9 protein-coding genes are annotated in these 21,214 nt (G+C 46.3%); all 9 read left to right on the top strand.

Annotated features, from left to right (window positions below; translation table 11 throughout):
* The first annotated feature begins 152 nt into the window (after positions 1 to 152).
* Entirely contained in the window at positions 153 to 830 is a 678-nt protein-coding gene (locus AC1DXC_RS10080) for an ABC transporter ATP-binding protein (protein ID WP_133227202.1), read from the top strand.
* A 325-nt stretch (positions 831 to 1,155) separates the two neighbouring features.
* A complete protein-coding gene (locus AC1DXC_RS10075; protein ID WP_477459020.1) occupies positions 1,156 to 3,513 on the top strand; it encodes an ABC transporter permease in 2,358 nt (785 codons plus the stop codon).
* Between the two features lie 102 nt (positions 3,514 to 3,615).
* Positions 3,616 to 6,045: an ABC transporter permease gene (locus tag AC1DXC_RS10070; RefSeq protein WP_477459019.1), complete on the top strand. Its 2,430-nt coding sequence runs from the start codon at positions 3,616 to 3,618 to the stop codon at positions 6,043 to 6,045.
* A gap of 108 nt (positions 6,046 to 6,153) precedes the next feature.
* On the top strand, positions 6,154 to 8,550 hold the full coding sequence (locus AC1DXC_RS10065) for an ABC transporter permease (RefSeq protein ID WP_477459018.1): 2,397 nt from the start codon (positions 6,154 to 6,156) through the stop codon (positions 8,548 to 8,550).
* Positions 8,551 to 8,679: 129 nt separating this feature from the next.
* Positions 8,680 to 11,034 (top strand): ABC transporter permease, encoded by a 2,355-nt coding sequence (locus tag AC1DXC_RS10060; protein ID WP_477459017.1) that lies wholly within the window; start codon positions 8,680 to 8,682, stop codon positions 11,032 to 11,034.
* Between the two features lie 54 nt (positions 11,035 to 11,088).
* Positions 11,089 to 13,461 (top strand): ABC transporter permease, encoded by a 2,373-nt coding sequence (locus AC1DXC_RS10055; protein ID WP_477459016.1) that lies wholly within the window; start codon positions 11,089 to 11,091, stop codon positions 13,459 to 13,461.
* Between the two features lie 103 nt (positions 13,462 to 13,564).
* A complete protein-coding gene (locus tag AC1DXC_RS10050) occupies positions 13,565 to 15,958 on the top strand; it encodes an ABC transporter permease (protein ID WP_477459015.1) in 2,394 nt (797 codons plus the stop codon).
* A gap of 137 nt (positions 15,959 to 16,095) precedes the next feature.
* Positions 16,096 to 18,516, top strand: coding sequence for an ABC transporter permease (locus AC1DXC_RS10045; RefSeq protein ID WP_477459014.1), 2,421 nt, complete (start codon positions 16,096 to 16,098; stop codon positions 18,514 to 18,516).
* A 156-nt stretch (positions 18,517 to 18,672) separates the two neighbouring features.
* Positions 18,673 to 21,078 (top strand): ABC transporter permease, encoded by a 2,406-nt coding sequence (locus tag AC1DXC_RS10040; protein WP_477459013.1) that lies wholly within the window; start codon positions 18,673 to 18,675, stop codon positions 21,076 to 21,078.
* Positions 21,079 to 21,214: the final 136 nt, after the last annotated feature.

The raw sequence follows: 21,214 nt of genomic DNA, 5'->3' as shown, positions 1-21,214 counted from the left end.
GTCGCCTTCAGTTTAGCGGTGTCACAAGTGGGAAGAGGGCTGCGGACGGACGGACAGCAGATGAATAAGACAACAACAAAAAATATAAATCACAATTAAAAATCAAAATAGCCCTTCCGCTTTAGCCGGCGGGAGGGTTTAAGGGAGGCCAAATGATAAAAATTACAAATCTTGAGAAATTTTACCGCACGGAAGAGGTAGAAACCATCGCATTAAACAAGTTATCGATGGAAGTGAACACCGGCGAGTTCGTGGCCATCATGGGCCCATCGGGTTGCGGCAAATCGACATTGTTGAACATCCTGGGCATGCTTGATGATCCGGATGCTGGCAGCTACGTATTCAACGGCGTGGAAATTGCCCATTTCAATGAACGCAAACGTGCCGACCTGCGCAAGCACAACATCGGTTTTGTTTTCCAGAGCTTCAACCTGATCGATGAGCTTACCGTGTTCGAAAACGTAGAATTGCCGTTGATCTATACCGGCGTAAGCAGCGCCGACCGCGTAAAACGCGTAGAGGAAGTGCTGGATAAAATGCAGATTATGCACCGCCGCAACCACTACCCGCAGCAATTATCGGGTGGCCAGCAACAGCGTGTGGCTATTGCCCGTGCGGTTGTAAACAAACCAAAACTGATACTTGCGGATGAGCCTACCGGTAACCTGGATAGCAGCAACGGTAATGATGTAATGGAGTTGCTTACAGACCTGAACGAGCAGGGTACAACCATCATCATGGTTACGCACTCGGAGCACGATGCCCGTTACAGCCACCGCATCATTCGCCTGTTAGACGGCCAAACCGTGATGGAAAACATCATGGTATAATAACTTTTAATAGCCTCATCCGCCCTTCGGGCACCTTCTCCAAAGGAGAAGGATTGATGATTCAGAAGTCCTCTCCTTTGGAGAGGATTTAGGTGAGGCTGGGTTAAACCTATTTGATTAATATATAGTTAAGTGTGCCTCCGGCTATGCCCACCGCCAATACAATTTGGCGGTGGGAGGGCTTGAGTTTTGTCAATTTTTTTGTGAGTGGTGAGTTGTGAATGGTGAGTAGTTAAGAGTTTTAATCGGTGAAATCACTCTCAATCGGTTAAATCGGTAAAATAAAATCGGTGAAATCAATCTCCATCGGTGCAATCCTAAAAATATGTTTAAGAATTACCTAAAGATTACCTGGCGTAACTTGTTAAAAAACAAGGGGTTTACTGCAATTAATATTGCCGGTTTGGCAATTGGGATGGCTAGTGCCGCCCTTATTTTGTTTTGGGTGCAAAACGAGGTAAGCTACGACCAGTTCCACCAGGATAAAGACCGCCTTTACCAGATGTACAACCGCTCGGTTTTTGACGGTAAAATGTGGTGCTGGGGCACTACGCCAAAAATAATGCGCAGCGCGCTTAAACAGGATTACCCGCAGATAGAGCAAGTGGCACGCACTACACGGGCCAACTTTTTGTTTATCGTAGGTGAGAAGCACCTTACGCTTGCTGGCAACCATACCGACCCCGATTTCCTGACGATGTTCAGCTTCCCGCTTATAAAGGGTAACCCTAAAACAGCGCTGAACGAAATGAAAAATATTGTCCTCACCGAGAAAACGGCTAAAAAGCTGTTTGGCGACGAGGATGCAATGGGCAAAACCATTAAGATAGATAGTGTTGATTATTTTACCGTAACCGGTATTATGAAAGACCTTCCCAATAATACCCAGTTTGATTTTGAATACCTGATGCCATGGACGTACCTGGAAAAAACGGACGGACGTGTTGAAAAGAACTGGGGCAACAATTCGGTACAAACCTGGGCCATGCTAAAGCCCGGCGTAACCGAAGCCGCCATAAACGCCCAGGTAAAAAACATCACGCGCAAGAATTCTGAAATAAAAGATATCGATGTGTTTATGCATCCCGCCACCAAATGGCATTTATACTCAAAATTCGAAAACGGCAAAATTGTAGGTGGCCGTATCGAAACCATTAGATTATTCAGCATCATTGCTGCATTTATTTTGCTGATTGCATGCATTAACTTTATGAACCTGAGCACCGCCCGAAGCGAGAAACGCGCTAAAGAGGTAGGCATCCGCAAAGTTGTTGGTGCATCAAAAGGTAGTCTAATCGGACAGTTCCTTGGCGAAAGTATCATGATCGCGTTCTTCTCCGGTATATTGGCGCTTATCATTGTTCAGCTATCCCTTTCGGGCTTCAATAATCTTACCGATAAGCACTTAATTATTCCTTATGGCAGCCCGGTATTCTGGCTGATATCCCTGTCTTTTATTCTTTTCACAGGGGTGTTGTCTGGTAGCTATCCGGCGCTATACTTGTCGTCCTTTATTCCTGTAAAAGTATTAAAAGGGACTTTCAAGGCAGCCAATGCAGCTTTATCACCCCGCAAAATATTGGTAGTGGTGCAATTTACCTTTGCTATTGTGCTCATCATTTCTACCATAATCGTACGCGAACAACTGGAGTACGCCCAAAACCGAGATACAGGTTACAAAAAGAACAACCTGGTGTACACCTTTATGTCGGGTAACGTCGATAAAAATTACAGGCTTATCCGCAATGAATTATTAACCAGCGGCGCAGCTGTTGCGGTAAGCAAAACCAGCGCGCCCATGACGGAAGGCTGGAGCGATACCTGGGATTACACCTGGGATGGTAAACAGGAAGGCGCAAAAATAGACTTTAATATGTATAACACCGATGGCTCTTTCACCAAAACCATGGGCCTGAAAATTATAGAAGGCCGCGATATCGATGCGGAAAAATATCCCTCAGATTCGCTTGCCGTTATGCTGAACGAGGCATCGGTAAAAATAATGGGCTTTAAACATCCCATTGGCCAGATTGTAAAGAATGGCGATAACAAGCTAACCGTAGTGGGCGTGGTGAAAGATTTTATCCTTCAATCGCCTTATGAGCCGGTGCGGCCAATGATTATACAGGGCCCAAAATCGTGGTTCAATGTTATCCATTATAAGCTCAATGAAAAAAACACCACCACCCAAAATCTGGCATTGGCCGAAGGCATATTTAAGAAATTTAACTCCGAGTACCCTTTCGACTACCACTTTGTGGATGATGAGTATGCTAAGAAGTTTAAAGACGAGCAGCGTACCGGCACCCTGGCCTCGCTTTTTGCAGGGTTAACCATATTTATATCCTGCCTGGGCTTGTTTGGCCTGGCCACTTATATGGCACAAAACCGCATTAAAGAAATCGGCGTGCGTAAAGTGCTTGGCGCATCGGTGTTTGGTGTTAGTTCTATGCTATCAAAAGACTTTTTAAAACTGGTAGGCATTGCGTTTTTAGTAGCAACGCCATTAGCTTGGTGGGGTATGCACACCTGGTTGCAAGGCTATACCTATCGGGTGCCTATCAGCATCTGGGTATTTGTAACCGCCGCTGCCGTAACTATTGTCATTTCAATTATAACGGTGAGTTTCCAGGCGGTAAAAGCCGCGCTGGCAAACCCCGTGAAGAGTTTGAGAAGCGAGTAATTTGTCATTGAGTCATATTAGGTCATTGAGTCATTAAAATAGGCTCGGAGGCTTTTACAATGACTCAATGACGCGAAGCAAATGACTTAATGATTAATGATCATGTTCAGAAATTATATAAAAACAGCCTTCCGTAGCCTCTTGAAAAACAAGGGCTTTACGGCTATAAATATATTGGGGCTGGCCCTTGGCCTGGGCGCCTGCCTGCTTATTGTATTTTACGTTACCGACGAACTGAGCTACGACCGGTACAACACCAAAAGCGAGCGCATTTTCCGCGTAAATGCCGATTTGAAACTAGGCGAAAACCGCAAGGATTACGCCGTTGTGATGCCTCCGCTGGCAAAAACCATCGTTGCCGAATTTCCTTATGTGGAAGATGCGGTGCGCCTGAAAAACGCCTACACCATGCACGTTAAAAAAGGGGAGGCGAACATGATAGAAAACAAGGTCGCCTTTGCTGATGCGTCGTTGTTCAACGTGTTTACGTTGCCTCTGATAAACGGTGATGCCAAAACTGCCCTTGCCGAACCCAATTCGGTAGTGTTAACCGAAAGTACTGCGAAAAGGTATTTCGATAAAACGGATGTGGTGGGCAAAACGATGGTTATTAACGACAACCAAAATTTTAAGATTACCGGGGTGATAAAAGATGTGCCCCAAAACTCGCACTTCAACTTCGATTTCTTTTTATCGATGGCCACCTGGGCCGATAGCCGTTCAAACGCCTGGCTACGCAACGACTATAGCACTTATGTATTGCTTAAGGATGCCGCCGATGCCAAAAAACTTGCAGGTAGTTTAGACGCCTTTTTATTGAAAATGAGCGGCGACCAAATGAAAAGCGAAATAGGCATGAGCTACGCCGATTTTGAAAAGAGCGGCAGCTACTTCCGTCTTAATCTTACCCCGCTTACCGATATCCACCTGAAATCAAAACGCATTGGCGAATTGGGCGCAAACGGCACCATGCAATACGTGTACATATTTTCGGCCATTGCCATATTTATTTTGCTGATAGCCTGCATCAATTTCATGAACCTTTCGACAGCGCGCTCATCAAACCGCGCCCGCGAGGTCGGGGTACGCAAGGTTTTAGGTTCGCCGCGCAAATACCTTATCGCGCAGTTCCTGTCAGAATCTATTATGATTACTTTCTTTGCCACGGTTATTGCCTTGGTTGCGGCAATAGCCGTGCTGCCTTTGTTTAACCAGCTGGCCGGGAAAGACATAGCCATTACTACGGCGACGCTGCTTTGGTTAATACCTGTATCCGTGTTAATAGTATTGCTTGTTGGCTCGCTAGCCGGCTCTTACCCGGCGTTTTTCCTGTCGGCTTTCCAACCCATTGATGTGCTGAAAGGCAAGCTATCTACAGGTTTTAAAGGCGGAGGACTACGCAGCTTTTTGGTGGTTTTCCAGTTCGGGATATCAGTATTCCTTATTATCGGCACGCTGGTTATCAAAAATCAGCTCAACTTTATCCAAACCATAAACCTTGGTTTCGACCGCAACCAGGTGCTGGTTATCCAAAACGCTTATGAGCTTAACCAATCAACCAAAATCTTTAAAGAAGAGCTGAAGCAGTTGCCGGGCGTCACCAGCGCCACCATGACGGGTTTCTTACCGGTATCTGGCAACAATAGAAGCACATCCATTTATTTTAAGGATGCCACGCTCAACCAGAAAAACTCGGTATTCCCGCAAAGCTGGGAAGTAGATGCCGACTGGATACCCACACTTGAAATCAAGATGGCCTCGGGTCGCAATTTCGCTAAGGACAGGCCGAGTGATTCTTCGGCAGTAATCATCAATGAAGCCGCCGCCAAATTCCTTGGCTATAAGAATGCTTCGGGCCAAACCCTGTATCGCTCGCTGGGTGGCAAAACAGAGCTTTCCAATACGGTAAAATACGAAGTAATAGGCGTGATGAAAGATTTTCATTACAGCTCGCTGCACGAGAAAATCGAACCCCTAATCATCCGCCTGGCCGAAAATAACGGCGCGGTAAGCGTGCGGGTAAACACTAAAGATTTGCCAGCCCTGATGTCGCAAATTAAAGCCAAATGGGCTGCATTCTCACCCGTGCAAATGAACTTCTCCTTTATGGATCAGGATTTCGATGCGTCGTACCGCTCCGAGCAACAGGTGGGCACCATCTTCATCATATTTACTACGTTGGCTATTATCATAGCCTGTTTAGGCCTGTTTGGCCTTGCGGCTTACGCAGCCGAGCAACGCACTAAAGAGATAGGCATCCGCAAGGTACTGGGCGCAGATGTAAGTGCCATAGTGGCCATGCTTTCCAAAGATTTTGTGAAACTGGTGGCGATATCTATTGTGGTGGCCTCTCCACTGGCCTGGTATTGCATGCACCTGTGGCTGCAGGATTTTGCCTACCGGATAGACGTGCAATGGTGGGTAGTAGCGGTAGCGGGTCTTTCGGCCATCGTAATTGCAATAGCCACGGTAAGCTTCCAGTCGCTAAAAGCAGCACTAGCAAACCCGGTGGATAGTTTGAAGAATGAATAAAAGGGTAGAAGAATAAAATCTAAATTCTAAAAAGGAAAAAAACGATTAATCGGAACTAATCTGTGAAATCGGGGAAATCAGCGTTAATCGGTGCAATCATAAAAAATCATGATAAGAAATTATTTAAAAACAGCCTGGCGCAACATCCTTGGGAACAAGTTTTACGCCTCTATTAATGTTGCCGGCCTTACGGTTGGCCTGGTGGTGGGTATGTTTATGCTGCTTTGGGTGCAGGATGAGCTTAGCTACGATAAATTCAACTCCAAAGCCGATAATATCTACAAGATAGGCATCGTGGGCGGTACGGGCATCAGTAAGCAGATTTTCAATAATATCATTGCACCCGTGGCAACATTCGCCAAAAATGAAGTGCCACAGGTACAGGATGCAGTGCGCATCATGACTTTGGGTAGTGCACCGTTCCGTTATAAGGATAAGGTTTTTTATGAAGACAATTTTGCCTTTGCCGACCCATCGTATTTCTCCGTTTTCGATTTTAACCTCATAAAAGGAGATAAACACAACCCTTTTCCGGATAACAACTCGGTGGTAATTACGGAGGATATGGCCAACAAATACTTCGGCACTGAGGACCCTATTGGCAAGGTTGTTACCCTTGGACAGGACGAGCAATTGAAGGTAACCGGCGTTATCCCCAATTATCCCGAAAACTCCAGCTTCAAATACCGCATACTGATGCCATTATCGCGCTTTAACGATTTGGCTTACATCAAAAACAAAAAGACTTACGATAACAAACATTTCATTTCCTCCATGGACGCAGACTGGAGCATGTTTGGGTTCCAAACTTACCTGCTTTTAAAACCGGGTAGTAAGGTTGATGTTGCCGCTTTAGAGAAAAAATTACAGGCCATACACGAGCGCAACAAGCCCGAGGATGCCCCTGTACCATACCTGTCTCAGCCATTGCTGAAAATGCACTTGTACCAGGCAGATGGTACCGATGGCGGCTTTTCTACCGTGCGCACATTTGGTATAGTGGCGTTGATGATTTTGGTTATTGCCTGCATCAACTATGTAAACCTGTCTACCGCACGCAGCATGCTGCGTGCCAAAGAGGTAAGCATGCGCAAGGTAATAGGAGCGGGCAAGTTGCAGCTGTTTATACAGTTTATGGCAGAAACTACGTTGCTGTTTGCTATTGCTGCGGTATTTGCTTTCGCGCTGATGTTTGTGCTGTTGCCTTATTATAACCAGTTTTCGGGCAAGGAGCTGTCGCTTGGCTTATCCAATTATAATATATGGGCCTGCATTGGGCTTACCCTGCTGGGTACGCTTACTGCATCGAGCATTTACCCGGCACTACTACTTTCATCGTTCGAACCGTTGAAGGCGCTTAAGGGCCGTGTTACCCTAGGCATAGGCAACGCGGCTTTCCGCCGTGTGTTGGTGGTGCTGCAATTTTCGGTATCTATCGTGCTCATTATCGGCACGCTTATCATCGGCGGTCAACTAAAATACATCAGGGAGAAAAACCTGGGCTACGATAAAGAGAACGTGCTGTCTTTCAGCATGCGCAACAAAATGATAAGCCAGTATGATGTAATAAAGAACGAACTGCAAAAGAACCCCGCCGTATTGGGTGTTACCCGTGCCGGCCGCGACATCATAACAGGCGGCAGTTCTACCGGCGATAACGATTGGGACGGCAAACCGGCCAACTCCAATATGTGGTTTAACCAGGTGTACGCCGATAAAGACCTGATTGGTTTCTTTAAGATGAATATCAAAGAAGGCGCGGGTTTTACCGGTGCTGTGGCAGATTCATCGCATTTCATCATCAACGAAACCGCTATGAAAGAAATGGGCCTCACTAACCCCATAGGCAAACGCCTGCGCGTGCAAACGGTAAACGGTACCATCATTGGCGTGGTGAAAGATTTTCACTTCACTACCATTCATCATAAAATTGAGCCGGCCGTGTTCCAGTATAAACCCAATGATTGCTGGAAAGTGTATATCAAAACCACAGGTGCGGGCGCACAAAGTGCCATAACATCGGCCCAGGCGATATGGAAACAGTATAACAACGATTTGCCGTTTAACTATGCCTTCCTTGATGAAAGCTTTAAGAAACTTTATACTGACGACCAGCGTACCGGTTCCTTATTCAACATGTTCTCGGCTATCGCCATCGTTATTTCCTGCCTCGGGCTGTTCGGTTTGGCCACTTATTCGGCGCAGGTAAAAACAAGAGAAATAGGTATCCGCAAGGTATTGGGCGCAAGCGTTGGCCGTATCATCGGCTTGCTGGCTACCGAGTTTATGGTGCTTATAGTAATAGCCATCGTAATAGCTATACCCGTTGGCTGGTACGCCATGAACGCCTGGCTGCAGGATTTTGCCTACAAGGTAAACATCACCTGGGTAGTGTTCGTGCTCGCCGGCGGTGGCGCTACCTTGATAGCGCTGGCAACCATCAGCATACAATCGGTAAAAGCTGCGATAGCCAACCCGGTAAAGAGTTTGAAAAATGGGGAGTGATAGATGTGCAGATTACAGATGTGCGGATATGCAAATTAAAACCTTGTAGACAATCTGTTAAAATCTTTAAAATCAATGAAATCGCCCTAATCGGTGAAATCATTTCAATCGGTGTAATCACAAAAAGTCTTGATAAAGAACTATTTCAAAATCGCCTGGCGGAACCTTATCCGGAACAAGGGGTTCTCGCTTACAAACATCCTGGGGCTTACCATCGGGATGATTTGCACTATCTTCATCTTTTTATGGGTGAAGGATGAGGTCGCTTACGACAAGTTCCATCAAAACCACGATAATATTTACCAGGTAATGGCCACGCGCGACTTTAAGCCGACCATTTTTACCGACCCTAACATGGTACTGCCACTAGCCAAAACACTGGAAGGCGGCAACCCGCAGGTACTACGTACCGTGGTTACTACGCACCAGGAAAGTCACCAGTTTGAGTACAACAACACCAAGCTGAAGAAAGACTGGTACCAGGTAAGCGACCAATTCTTCAACATCTTCAGCTGGAAATTCATCAAAGGCAACGCCGCTACGGTTTTAAGCGATCCTAAGTCCATCGCTATTACCGAATCGGCCGCAAAGGCATTCTTCGGTAACGACGATCCAATAAACAAAGTAGTAAAGGTTGATAACCAGGATAACTTTAAGGTAGTTGCCGTTCTTGCCGACCCTCCGGGTAACTCTACGTTCAAGTTCGATTTTATCGCGCCATTCGATTATTCGTCTGATTATATCAAAGGCAGGATGAAAGAGTGGAACAGTTCTTCGCATAGTGTGTTTATCCAAACTATGCCCAATGCCGATATGGCCGCCGTAGATAAATACATCGATAAGGTGAAGCATGATCATGCCCAAGGCGACAAAATAAGCACCTACTGGACTTTTCCCATGAACAAATGGCACCTGTACAGCGAGTTTAAAGATGGCAAGAACGTGGGCGGCATGATTGAATACGTGCGCATGTTTACCGTTATCGCCATCATAATCCTGCTGATTGCCTGCGTAAACTTCATGAACCTGTCTACCGCACGGTCGGAGAAACGGGCAAAAGAGGTAGGTATCCGCAAAACTTTAGGCTCCGATAAAAGGCAGCTGCTTACGCAGTTCTTCTTCGAATCCATCATACTTGCGCTCATAGCATTTGTGCTGGCGGTAGGTTGCGTTTTTATACTGATGCCTTCGTTCAACCTGCTGGTGAGCAAATCCTTGCAACTCAGCATACTGGATCCGTTTTTCCTCGTCGGTGCTTTGATCATTATCCTATTTACAGGCGTAGTTGCAGGCAGTTACCCTGCATTGTACCTTTCATCGTTTAACCCGGTAAAGGTGCTGAAAGGCACTTTTGCGGCGGGTAAAAGCGCAGTATTGCCAAGGCGGATATTGGTGGTGGGGCAGTTTGTTATGTCGATACTGCTGATATCGGCTACCATTATCGTTTACCAGCAGATACAGCACATTAAGGATAAAAGCATCGGCTACAACCCCAATAACCTCATCATGGTGCCCTCATCCGGCGATATTGATAAAAATTACGCAGCCCTAAAGCAAGATTTGGAGAATACCGGCCTAGTAGCCGCTACTACGCGCACCTCATCACCCATCACCGAGATATGGTGGAAATCGGGCTCGCCTGATTATGATGGCAAGGCCGCCAATGGCGATATCATTTTCTCTGGCTTGCAAGCCGATGTAGATTTCACCAAAACTATGGGCATTAAGGTATTACAGGGCCGCGATTTTAATAATACGCCGGGGGATACTTCGGTAATGTTATTGAACAAAGCCGCTGTGGAGGCCATGAAGTTGAAGAATCCGATAGGGATGGTGATGAAATATGGCCGTAAATTCACCGTTGCCGGTGTTATTGATAACGTGGTAATGGCATCACCGTACGACCCGGTTGAGCCGCTAATGATTTACTATGACGGCAAAAGCTCCAGCGTGGTGAACGTGCGCCTTAAAAATGGCGTGCAGCCGCAGGCGGGCGTGAAGGCAATGGAAACCATCTTCAAGAAATATAACCCGCAGAATATATTCGAATACCAGTTCGTAGATCAGGAATTCGGCAAGAAATTCCTTACAGAAGAGCTGATTAGCCGAATTACCAACATTTTTGCGGGGCTGGCCATATTTATCTGCTGTATTGGTTTGGCCGGTTTGGCATCGTTCACCATAGAGAAACGCTTCAGGGAAATCGGCGTGCGCAAAGTAATGGGCGCATCGGTACAGCAGTTGCTGATGCTGATAGCCACCGAGTTTTTGAAACTGGTAGCCGTTGCCTTCGTAATAGCCGTGCCTTTAACCTGGTACCTCATGAGTAATTGGCTTAAGAAGTACACCTACCATGTCGACGTAAGCGCCTGGGTATTTGCAACGGTAGGGGCACTTATATTGCTGCTTACCCTTGTGGTAGTGAGCCTCAACACCATGAAAGCTGCACTGGCCAATCCGGTGAAGAGTTTACGTTCAGAATAGTCAATGGACTTTTTTAAATCAACGAAATCCTTTAATCATTAAAATCAGCGGTCAATGATACGGAACTACATCAAAATTGCATGGCGCAACTTAGTCAAGGATAAGCAGTTCACATTGTTGAACGTGCTGGGCCTCTCGGCAGGGATTGCTTGTACCTTGCTCATTTATCTGTGGGTGCACGATGAGATGAGCTACGATAAGATCTTTGATAAGGATAACCAGGTTTTCCAGGTGATGGAATTGCGTGGTGCCGGCGAAAACATGGGCCTTACGGATGAATCTTCGGGCCTGGTGAGCGAAACCATCAAAATAGGTAACCCCGAAATTGAGTACGCCGCACCCGTTGCGCCGGCAGATTGGTTCCAGAAGTTTACGCTTACCAGCGGCGAGAAGAACATCAAAGCCGTTGGCCAGTACGTAGGCAAGGAGTATTTCAATATCTTTTCTTTTAAAATGCTGGATGGCGACCGCAGCAAAGTACTGGAGGCCAAAAACTCCATCGTGATATCTGATGACTTGGCCAGGCGGCTGTTCACCACCCGCGAGGGGGCCGTAGGCAAAGTAATCCGTTTTCAACATGAGCGGGACTTTTTCGTGTCGGGCGTGTTTGAGAAAGTGCCGGTGCATTCGTCGCAGCAGTTCGATTTCGTTTTATCGTTCGATTACCTGGGCGATGTGCAGCCATGGGTTAAAACCTGGAACAACGGCGGCCCGCATAACTTCGTGTTACTAAAAAAAGATGCCGACCTGAAAGCCTTCAACAAGCGCATAAGTGATGTGGTGAAGAAAAACAGCGGCGATACTACACGGCAATTGGTGGCCATGCAATTCTCCAAAAACTACCTTGCCAATACCTTCAACCATGGCTCGCGCGTGGGCGGCAGGGAAGAGTACGTGAAGCTTTTTTCGCTTATCGCGGTGTTTATATTGCTCATTGCCTGCATCAATTTTATGAACCTTTCTACCGCAAAGGCAGCAGGCCGCATGAAAGAGGTGGGCATAAAGAAAGTGATAGGGGCCGAGCGTAGCCAATTGGTTATCCAGTTCCTGTCCGAATCATTGCTACTATCCCTCATCACCATGGTATTTGCGCTGGGAATTACCTTGCTGCTGTTGCCGCAATTCAATCAGCTTACCGGCAAGGATATCAAACTGGTATTCGATTTTCAGATGATCGCCGTACTGCTTGGCATCGCTTTGGGTACAGGCATCGTATCGGGCAGTTATCCGGCTTTGTACCTTTCTAAATTTAAACCACTGGCAATATTGAAAGGGAAGCTTAACACTTCCTTTGCCGAATTGGTTGCCCGTAAAGGGCTCGTGGTGTTCCAGTTTACGCTTTCGGTAGTGTTGATTATATCGGTGCTGGTGGTGTATAAACAGGTGAAATTTATACAATCTACCGCGCTGGGGTATAACAAAGATAACGTGGTGCGGTTCGATTCGGAAGGTAAGCTTGCCGGCAACGAGGAAGCCTTTACTGCCGAGCTGCGCAAGATACCCGGCGTGGCGAATGCGAGCTTTACACAGCATAACATCGTTGGCCGCAACTACGGTACAGCAATGGTAAGTTGGGACGGCAAGATGCCTAACCAGGACGTTTACTTTGAAGGTTTTTTTGGTGGATACAACTTCATCGAAACCATGAATATGCAGGTGGTGGATGGACGTGCATTCAACAAAAGCTACGGCCCGTCTGAAGGGGGCAAGGTGATGCTGAACGAAACCGCTGTTAAGGCCATGCACCTGAAAAAGAGTCCCATAGGCGATAGCATCCAAATATTCAATGGAAAAGCGCAGGTTGTTGGCGTGGTAAAAGATTTCCATTTCGAATCGTTGCACGAAGCAGTTAAGCCCTCATTTATCTTGTTGGCGCAGGGTGTCAGTCCGTATTTTAAGATAATGGTACGCGTAAAGGCCGACCATCAAAAAGAAACCCTGGCGCAGATACAGAACGTTTACGAACGATTTAACCCGGGCTTTCCGTTCTCCTATAATTTTTTAGATGAGGCATACCAAAAACAATATGAAACCGAAACCAGGGTATCAGTATTAGCCAATTATTTTTCGGCACTGGCCATCATTATTTCCTGCCTGGGCTTGTTTGGTCTGGTAGCTTTTACCGCACAGAAAAGGCGCAAGGAAATAGGCATCCGCAAGGTGGTTGGCGCATCGGTAGACAGCATCACGGTGATGCTTACGGCCGATTTCCTGAAACTGGTGCTCATAGCGGTGCTAATAGCGTTCCCGCTGGCCTGGTACATGATGCACCAATGGCTGCTGGGCTTCGTTTATCGTATAGATATCGGTCCGCTGGTGTTCGTTATCGCGGCGGCATCCATTATCCTTATAACTATACTTACTGTTAGTTTCCAGGCCATAAAAGCGGCGCTGGTAAACCCGGTGAAGAGTTTGAAGAGCGAATAATTGTCATTGAGTCATTAGGTCATTGAGTCATTTTAATGCTGACTTAATGATCTTTATAATGACTCAATGACGCGAAGCAGAATGACTTAATGACTAAATAATCATGATACGGAACTACATCAAAATTGCCATGCGCAATCTTACCAAGCAAAAAATGTACAGCCTCATCAACATCGGCGGCCTGGCGATAGGGCTTGCTGTTTGCATGACGATACTGATGTATGTTTCGCATGAGATGAGCTACGATAGTTTCCACAAAAACGGCGACAAAACCTTCGGCATACACGCCACGCTTAAGATCGGCGGCAACCAAATGAACATGGCTTATATGAGCTATGCCACAGGCCCCATTGCCAAACAAACCCAGCCGGGTGTAGATGGCTATATGCGTACCATGAAGTACTTTAAGCCGCTGGTTGTGAACAACGCTGCATCGCCAGAGCAAAAATTTACCGAGCAGGATTTGCTGTTCGCCGATGCCAATTTCTTCGATTTCTTTTCATTCAAGCTAAAATCCGGCAGCAAGGAAGATGTTTTAACCAGGCCATATTCGGTAGTGCTTTCGCAAGCCATGGCCGACAAATACTTCGGCACCGAAAATCCAATCGGTAAAACCATTACCATAAAAACAGATAGTGCTTATACGTATCAGGTTACCGGCGTGGCCGAGAACAGCCCTTCCAACTCATCTATCAAATACAATTTCATCGTATCGGGTCAAAGCCTTATCGCTATGAAAGAAGGGAAAAAATACACCGGCGACCAGGGCGTAGGCCCCGGGTCGTTCGATGTTTACCTGATGCTGAAGAACGCCACAGATAACGCCAAAGTGAAAAGCGGGCTGGAGCAATTGGCCAAAAACAACAAGAATTTCGAGGAAATAAAATTCAGTCTTTCGCCACTGGCAGATATGCACCTTAAGAACAACTACGGCGATTCGTCTAACACCAAATACCTCAAGATATTCCCATTGGTTGCCGTATTGATTTTGTTGCTGGCGCTGGTGAATTACATGAGCTTATCTACCGCCCGCGCCACGCTACGCGCTAAAGAGGTTGGGGTGCGCAAGGTATCCGGCGCGAGCCGCAAAACCATTGCCATGCAATTTTATGTAGAGTCGGGTATATTTACGTTGCTCTCCTTTGTGCTGGGCTATGTACTTTGCTACGCCTTTAAGCCATGGTTTACCAATACGCTGCAATTACAGATAGATAATTCCTTTTTATACAGCCCATTGGTGATTGGATTATTCCTTTCGCTGTTTGCTTTAACCGCTTTAATAGCAGGGAGTTACCCGTCTTTGGTTCTATCAGCATTTAAACCTATTGCCACCCTTAAAGGTAAAATGAGCAAACAAACCGGCGGTATTGCCGTGCGTAAGGTGTTCACCACACTACAGTTTGCGATATCGGTTGGCTTGATTATCTGCGGCATCATCATCGATAGGCAACTGTACTTCTTCCGCCATGCCGACACCGGGATGGATAGGGAAAACATTGTAATGATACCGGTGGGCAACAGCTTTGGCAATAATTATGCAGCCTTTAAGCAGGATGTAAACTCGCTTGCGGGCATAGCCAGCACCGCAACATCGCATTACGCCATGTTTAAAGGTTATGATATGAATTTCATCAACGGTAAAACCAAGGAGGAGAGCGTAGCATTAGCCGCTTTATCAGTTGATAACCATTACATTAACACCCTTAATTTAAAGTGGAAGATACCACCTGTATCAGAAGAAAGTGCCATAGGCATAAACAAAGTAGTCATCAACGAAGAAGCGATAGATAAACTGCACCTGAAGGCGAACCCTGTGGGCACTTACATCCAATCGGGCGACCAAAAGTTTGAGATAGCGGGCGTATTGAAGAATTTCAATTTTAGTTCGATGCAATCCACCATAGAGCCATTGGGCTTGTTCATAGCGCCCGACACCACCGCAAGCTGGGCTAAAATTGGTTGCAGCTTGTTCGCCAAAATAAAACCGAACACCAATTTGCCAACATTGATGGAGAACATCCAAAGCATATACAAAAAGTACGGTAATGGTACCCCGTTCAGCTACACTTTTATGGATGATGCTTTTAACGAGCAATACAAAGCGGAGGACAGGCTATCTTCCATCTTCAGCATATTCACCTGCATCACCATCGTTTTGGCCACTATGGGGCTGTTTGGCCTTACAGCTTTTACCATAGAGCAGCGCAATAAAGAAATTGGCATCCGTAAGATATTGGGCGCAAGCCTCAGCACCATAGCCTCGTTGCTATCCATAGATTTTATAAAGCTCGTAGTAATATCCGCAATAATTGCTTCGCCGGTAGCCTGGTGGGCCATGCACAACTGGTTGCAAAACTTTGCCTATCGCATAGATATCCCATGGTGGGTATTTGCAGCGGCCGGCATTGCGACAGTACTTACTGCAGCCGTCACCATCAGCTACCATGCGCTAAAGGCAGCCATAGCCAATCCGGTGAAGAGTTTACGTTCGGAATAGAATCAAGATAAAAGAGTCAAGAATCAAGAAATAACAAATCATTGAAATCCGAAGAAATCGAAGAAAATTCGAGAAAATCGGAAAGAATCGTAAAATAATCGGTGTAATCAATTTAATCGGTGTAATCAAGAAATAAAATGATAAGAAATTACTTAAAAAGTGCCCTGCGTAACATTACCCGGCACAAGTTTATCTCGTTCATTAATATATTCGGCTTAACGGTGGGGCTTACTTGCTGCCTGCTTATCTTAACCTACATCGTCAATGAGAACAGTTACGATAAGTACAACGCCAATGCCGATGATACCTACCGCGTAACCCGCACCTTTTATTCGCAACCGGGGGTACAGAGCCTGCACTTAAGCGCTGTTGCGCCGCCCTTTGGGCCGCTGCTGCAAAACGCTTTCCCCGATATTAAAAAGATGACGCGGGTTTTGTACACCGGCACCAGCGCCCTGCATTATAAAGAAAAGCTGTTTAACGAAAAAGGAACCGCCTTTGCCGATGAAAATTTCTTTAGTGTTTTTGATGTGTCGGTTACAAAAGGCAATCCTCGCACGGCTTTAACCAATCCATATAGTATTATGCTGACCGAAGAGTTGGCAAAGAAGTACTTTGACAAGGAAGACCCTATCAATAAAACCGTTAGGCTGGATGATAATACGCACGAATTTAAGGTTACCGGTATTTTTAAGCCTTTCCCCTCGAATGCGCACATGCACCCTGAAATGCTGTTATCATTTAATACCTTAAAAGACAGCGTTGTTTATGGAGAGAAAAACCTGCAAACCAATTTTGGCAATAATGCGTTCGATACCTACCTGTTGTTCCCCAAAGGGTATAATACAGCCAGCATAGAAGCGCAATTGCCTGCGTTTTTAGATAAGTACGTTAACCTTGGTGGTACTGTAAAAACCCATTTGCAAACCAAACTTGAGCTTCAAAAATTAACAGATATCCACCTCCGCTCTCATCTGGATGATGAGTTAGAACAAAACGGCGATATCAAACGCGTGTATATCTTCTCGGCAATAGCGCTTTTCATATTGCTGATAGCGTGTATCAATTACATGAATTTGGCTACGGCCCGCTCTGTTTTACGGGCTAAAGAGATCGGCATACGTAAGGTGATAGGGGCACAGCGTAGAGAGATCATCTCCCAGTTTTTGAGCGAGTCGGTACTTATAACGTGGGTAGCGCTTATTTTGGCTGTTGTCTTAACTGCGCTAGCGTTGCCGTGGATAAATAAGTTGTCGGGCCTGGGCTTATCTGTAAGCAGCCTGCTGCAGTTCAAAATATTGCTGCCTGTATTGGCATTGCCGTTTATTATCGGTTTGATCAGTGGTATATACCCGGCATTGTTTATGTCGTCCTTCATCCCCGCCAAAGTATTAAAGGGCATGCTTAAAGTGGGTACGGGTAATGTATCGTTTAGGCAGGTTTTGGTAGTATTGCAGTTTTCTATCTCTATTATCCTGATTGTTGCCACTGCGGTGGTATTTCAGCAATTGCAGTATATCCAAAATAAAGCCCTCGGATTTAACAAAGATAATATCATCACAACGGGGTATTACAACGGTTTAACGCCGCAATACAACGCTTTTAAAGCTGATCTGCTGAAAACCGGGTTGGTTAAAGAAATAGGCCGTTCATCGCGCATACCTTCGGGCAGGCTGCTGGATATGCAGGGAGCGTCGGTGATGGAAAATGGCACGGCGCAGCCGGTAAAATTCGACCTTAAAAACATTACGGTTGATTACGGTTTTATACCCACTTTCGGCATGCAAATGGCCGCCGGGCGCAATTTTTCGGAGGCCTTTAAAACCGATAGAGTTAATTGCATTATTAATGAGCAGGCAGTTAAGGAACTTGGATGGAAAACACCGGAAAACGCAATCGGAAAAAATTTAACCTACGGCGGTATCGAGGGCAGAGTGATTGGCGTGGTTAAAAATTTCCATTTCGAATCGCTGCATCAAAAAATCCTCCCCATGATATTTAAACTACCTAACCGCGATGGCCTTAACCGCACGTCGATTAAAATAAGCGGTACAAACCCGCAGGCAGCTATTGCCGTTGTGGAAGCCACGTGGCACAAATACCTGCCGGAAACACCATTTGATTATACCTTTTTGGATGAACGTTTCGGCAAACTTTATCAGAGCGAGCAACAGCAAAGCAGCCTGTTCACCATATTCTCGTTCATCGCAATTTTCATAGCATGCTTGGGCTTGTTCGGCTTATCGGCATTCACCATTACGCAGCGTGTTAAAGAAATTGGCGTCCGCAAGGTGTTAGGTGCGAGCGTGCCTCAAATTGTAGGCGAACTATCCCGCGATTTTTTAAAGCTGGTGGTTCTGGCGGCAATAATTGCCCTGCCCGTTGCCTGGTACGCCATGAACAAATGGCTGCTCGATTTTGAGTTCCGCATCAGCATCAGTTGGTGGGTATTGGCCATGGCAGGGGTGGTAGCCCTCATCGTAGCGTTTGTAACCATCAGTTTTCAGTCGGTAAAAGCCGCGCTGGCCAATCCGGTTAAAAGTTTACGTTCAGAATAAGAATTCACGGTATAAATTCTAAAGCCTAAAATCTAAAATAAAAAAATAAAATGGGTTGGGCCAAGTCTTGGATCAATCAGTGAAATCATTTTAATCAGTGGAATCAGTGCCAAAAAAATCTGTGTAATCAATTAAATCAACGTAATCGGTGAAAGTATGATAAAGATTTATTTCAAAACAGCCTGGCGCAATTTGCGCAGCCATAAGGCAACCAGTTTGATCAACATAGGCGGCCTGGCGGTTGGCATGGCTGCTGCGGTGCTGATATTCATTTGGGTGCAGAATGAGTTTAATTTCGATACCAACCAGCCCGAGGGCGCAAATATCTACCGTATAAAAAGCTACCTGGCCGTAGACAAAACCAGCGTGTGGATATGGGAGCATTCGCCATACGTGTTGGGCGATGCTATGAAGAGCGAATTGCCCGAGGTGGAGGATGTTGCCCGCATATCGCCGAATACTTACGGCTCGGTTTACCTGAACGTGAACGGTGAGTTCTTCCCTGAAAAAACAACTGCCTATGTAGATAACCATTGGTTCGACGTGTTTAAGTACGATTTCATCAGCGGCGGCCCGAAGGCCTTCGCCCTGAATCCGTTCAGCCTTATCCTGAGCGAGAGCAAGGCCAAAAAGTATTTCAACAACCAGGATGCGGTGGGCAAAACCATCCGTATAGATTCTGTCAATTACCAGGTACAGGGCGTGGTAAAGGATAACCCCGCAAATTCCAGCTTCGCATTCGATGTGCTGATACCCGTTGCCGCCAAACAAAGCAACAAAAGCGAGAAGGATAACGACCTGGACTGGGGCAACTTCAATTACATGACCTTCGTAAAGCTGCACCCCGGCGCTAAGCTGGCACCGCTTTCGCAAAAGATAAAGGAGATACTGCACAAAAACCGCAAGGAAGATAACCTGAAGATAGGGCTTACCCCGCTGGCTGCACTCCATTTTGAAAACGATTTGCAAAACTCCGCTTTAGCCCATGGCGATAAAAAAGTGGTGTACATTTTCGTTGCATTGGGAATATTGCTGCTGGTTATTGCCTGTATCAATTATGTAAACCTAACTACAGCCCGCGCAAGCCTGCGGGCCAAAGAGGTCAGCGTAAAAAAAATAGTAGGGGCGGGGCGGCTGCAATTGTTTATGCAGTTTATTGCCGAATCGGGTCTGGTGAGCTTGCTGTCGCTGATTTTGACAATCGTTATCATCTGGTTGGCCCTGCCTGCGTTCAACCAGTTTACGGGGCGCAACTTCGTGTTGTCGTTCGGTTCGGGCTATATCGGTTTGATATTGCTGGGCACCTTGCTGGTGGCCGTGCTGCTCAACAGCATCTATCCCGCTTTGTTGCTTTCTTCCTTTAAACCCATGAGTATTTTCAGGGGCACGAGTGTATTACATCTTAAAGATACCTCGCTGCGCAAAGGCCTGGTGGTGGTGCAGTTTACGTTTTCCATATTCCTCATCATAGGCGTCATCACCATTTACCGACAGCTTAAGTTTATCAATTCGCAAAACCCGGGTTACAAACGCGAGCAGGTGCTTACCATATCGCTGCCCATCAATACGTTTTACAAATACAAAGCCGATGCGCGCGAAGCATTGTGTGGAAGCGTTAAACAATCGTTATTATCACAATCGGGCATTAGCGCGGTATCTTTGATGGGTACGCATTCGATACAAAACAACCAGAACCTATCTTCTGGCAATGCCGATTGGGAAGGCCGCCCCAAAGATTTCAGACCTTCGATAGCCTTTTTCAACATTGATGCCGATTACGCAAAAATAGTCAAGCTACAGATACTGCAGGGCCGCTGGTTCATCCCCGGCGACAAGGACGATAAACGCAACGTGGTACTTACCGAAACTGCCGCCAGGGAACTTAACCTGCATAAGCCATACGTAGGGCAGCGTTTTATATCGCGGCGAGATAGCGGGCAGGTGATTGGCATTGTACAGGATTTTAATTTCAAGAGCATGCACGAGAAGATAAGCCCGGCGATATTCAAAAACGACCAGAGTTACGTTAACACTTTTTTAGTGAACGTTGCGCCGGGCAAGCAGGCTGAAGCTATCAAAAAGATACAGGCAGTTTGGGGCCAATATTTCAATAATGAACCGCTTGAATACACATTCCTGGATCAGGAGTTCGACAAATTGTATCAGAACGACGCCAAATCTTCGGGGCTGATGTCGGTATTTGCGATCGTAGCCGTCATCATATCATCCTTGGGGCTGTTCGGTCTCGCCGCATTTACGGCCGAGCAGCGCGGTAAAGAAATAGGCATACGCAAAGTGCTGGGCGCAACCGTAGCTGGTTTGGTTACCCTGTTGTCTAAAGACTTCATTGCGCTGGTAATTGGCGCACTGGTAATTGCCGCCCCGCTTGCCGGTTGGCTGATGAGCAAATGGCTGGATGACTTTGCCTACCGCATAGATATGGCCTGGTGGATTTATGCCTCTGCAGGCATCATAGCCGTTGCCATAGCCTTTATCACCATAAGCTTCCAGGCCATCAAAGCGGCCATGGCCAATCCGGTGAAGAGTTTGAGGAGCGAATAGCTCGAGTTAGAGGCAAGACTATAAGAATCAAGATTCAGGATATAAGAATGAAAAGCCAGGGCAATTTTCTTATTTCTTGACTCTTGATTCTAACAATCTTATTTCTTGTCTCCTGATTCTAATAATCTTGATTCTA

Source organism: Mucilaginibacter sp. P2_D11 (genome assembly GCF_056404435.1).
The sequence above is the reverse complement of the archived record's forward strand: the minus strand, read 5'-3'. Positions and strand labels throughout refer to the sequence as shown.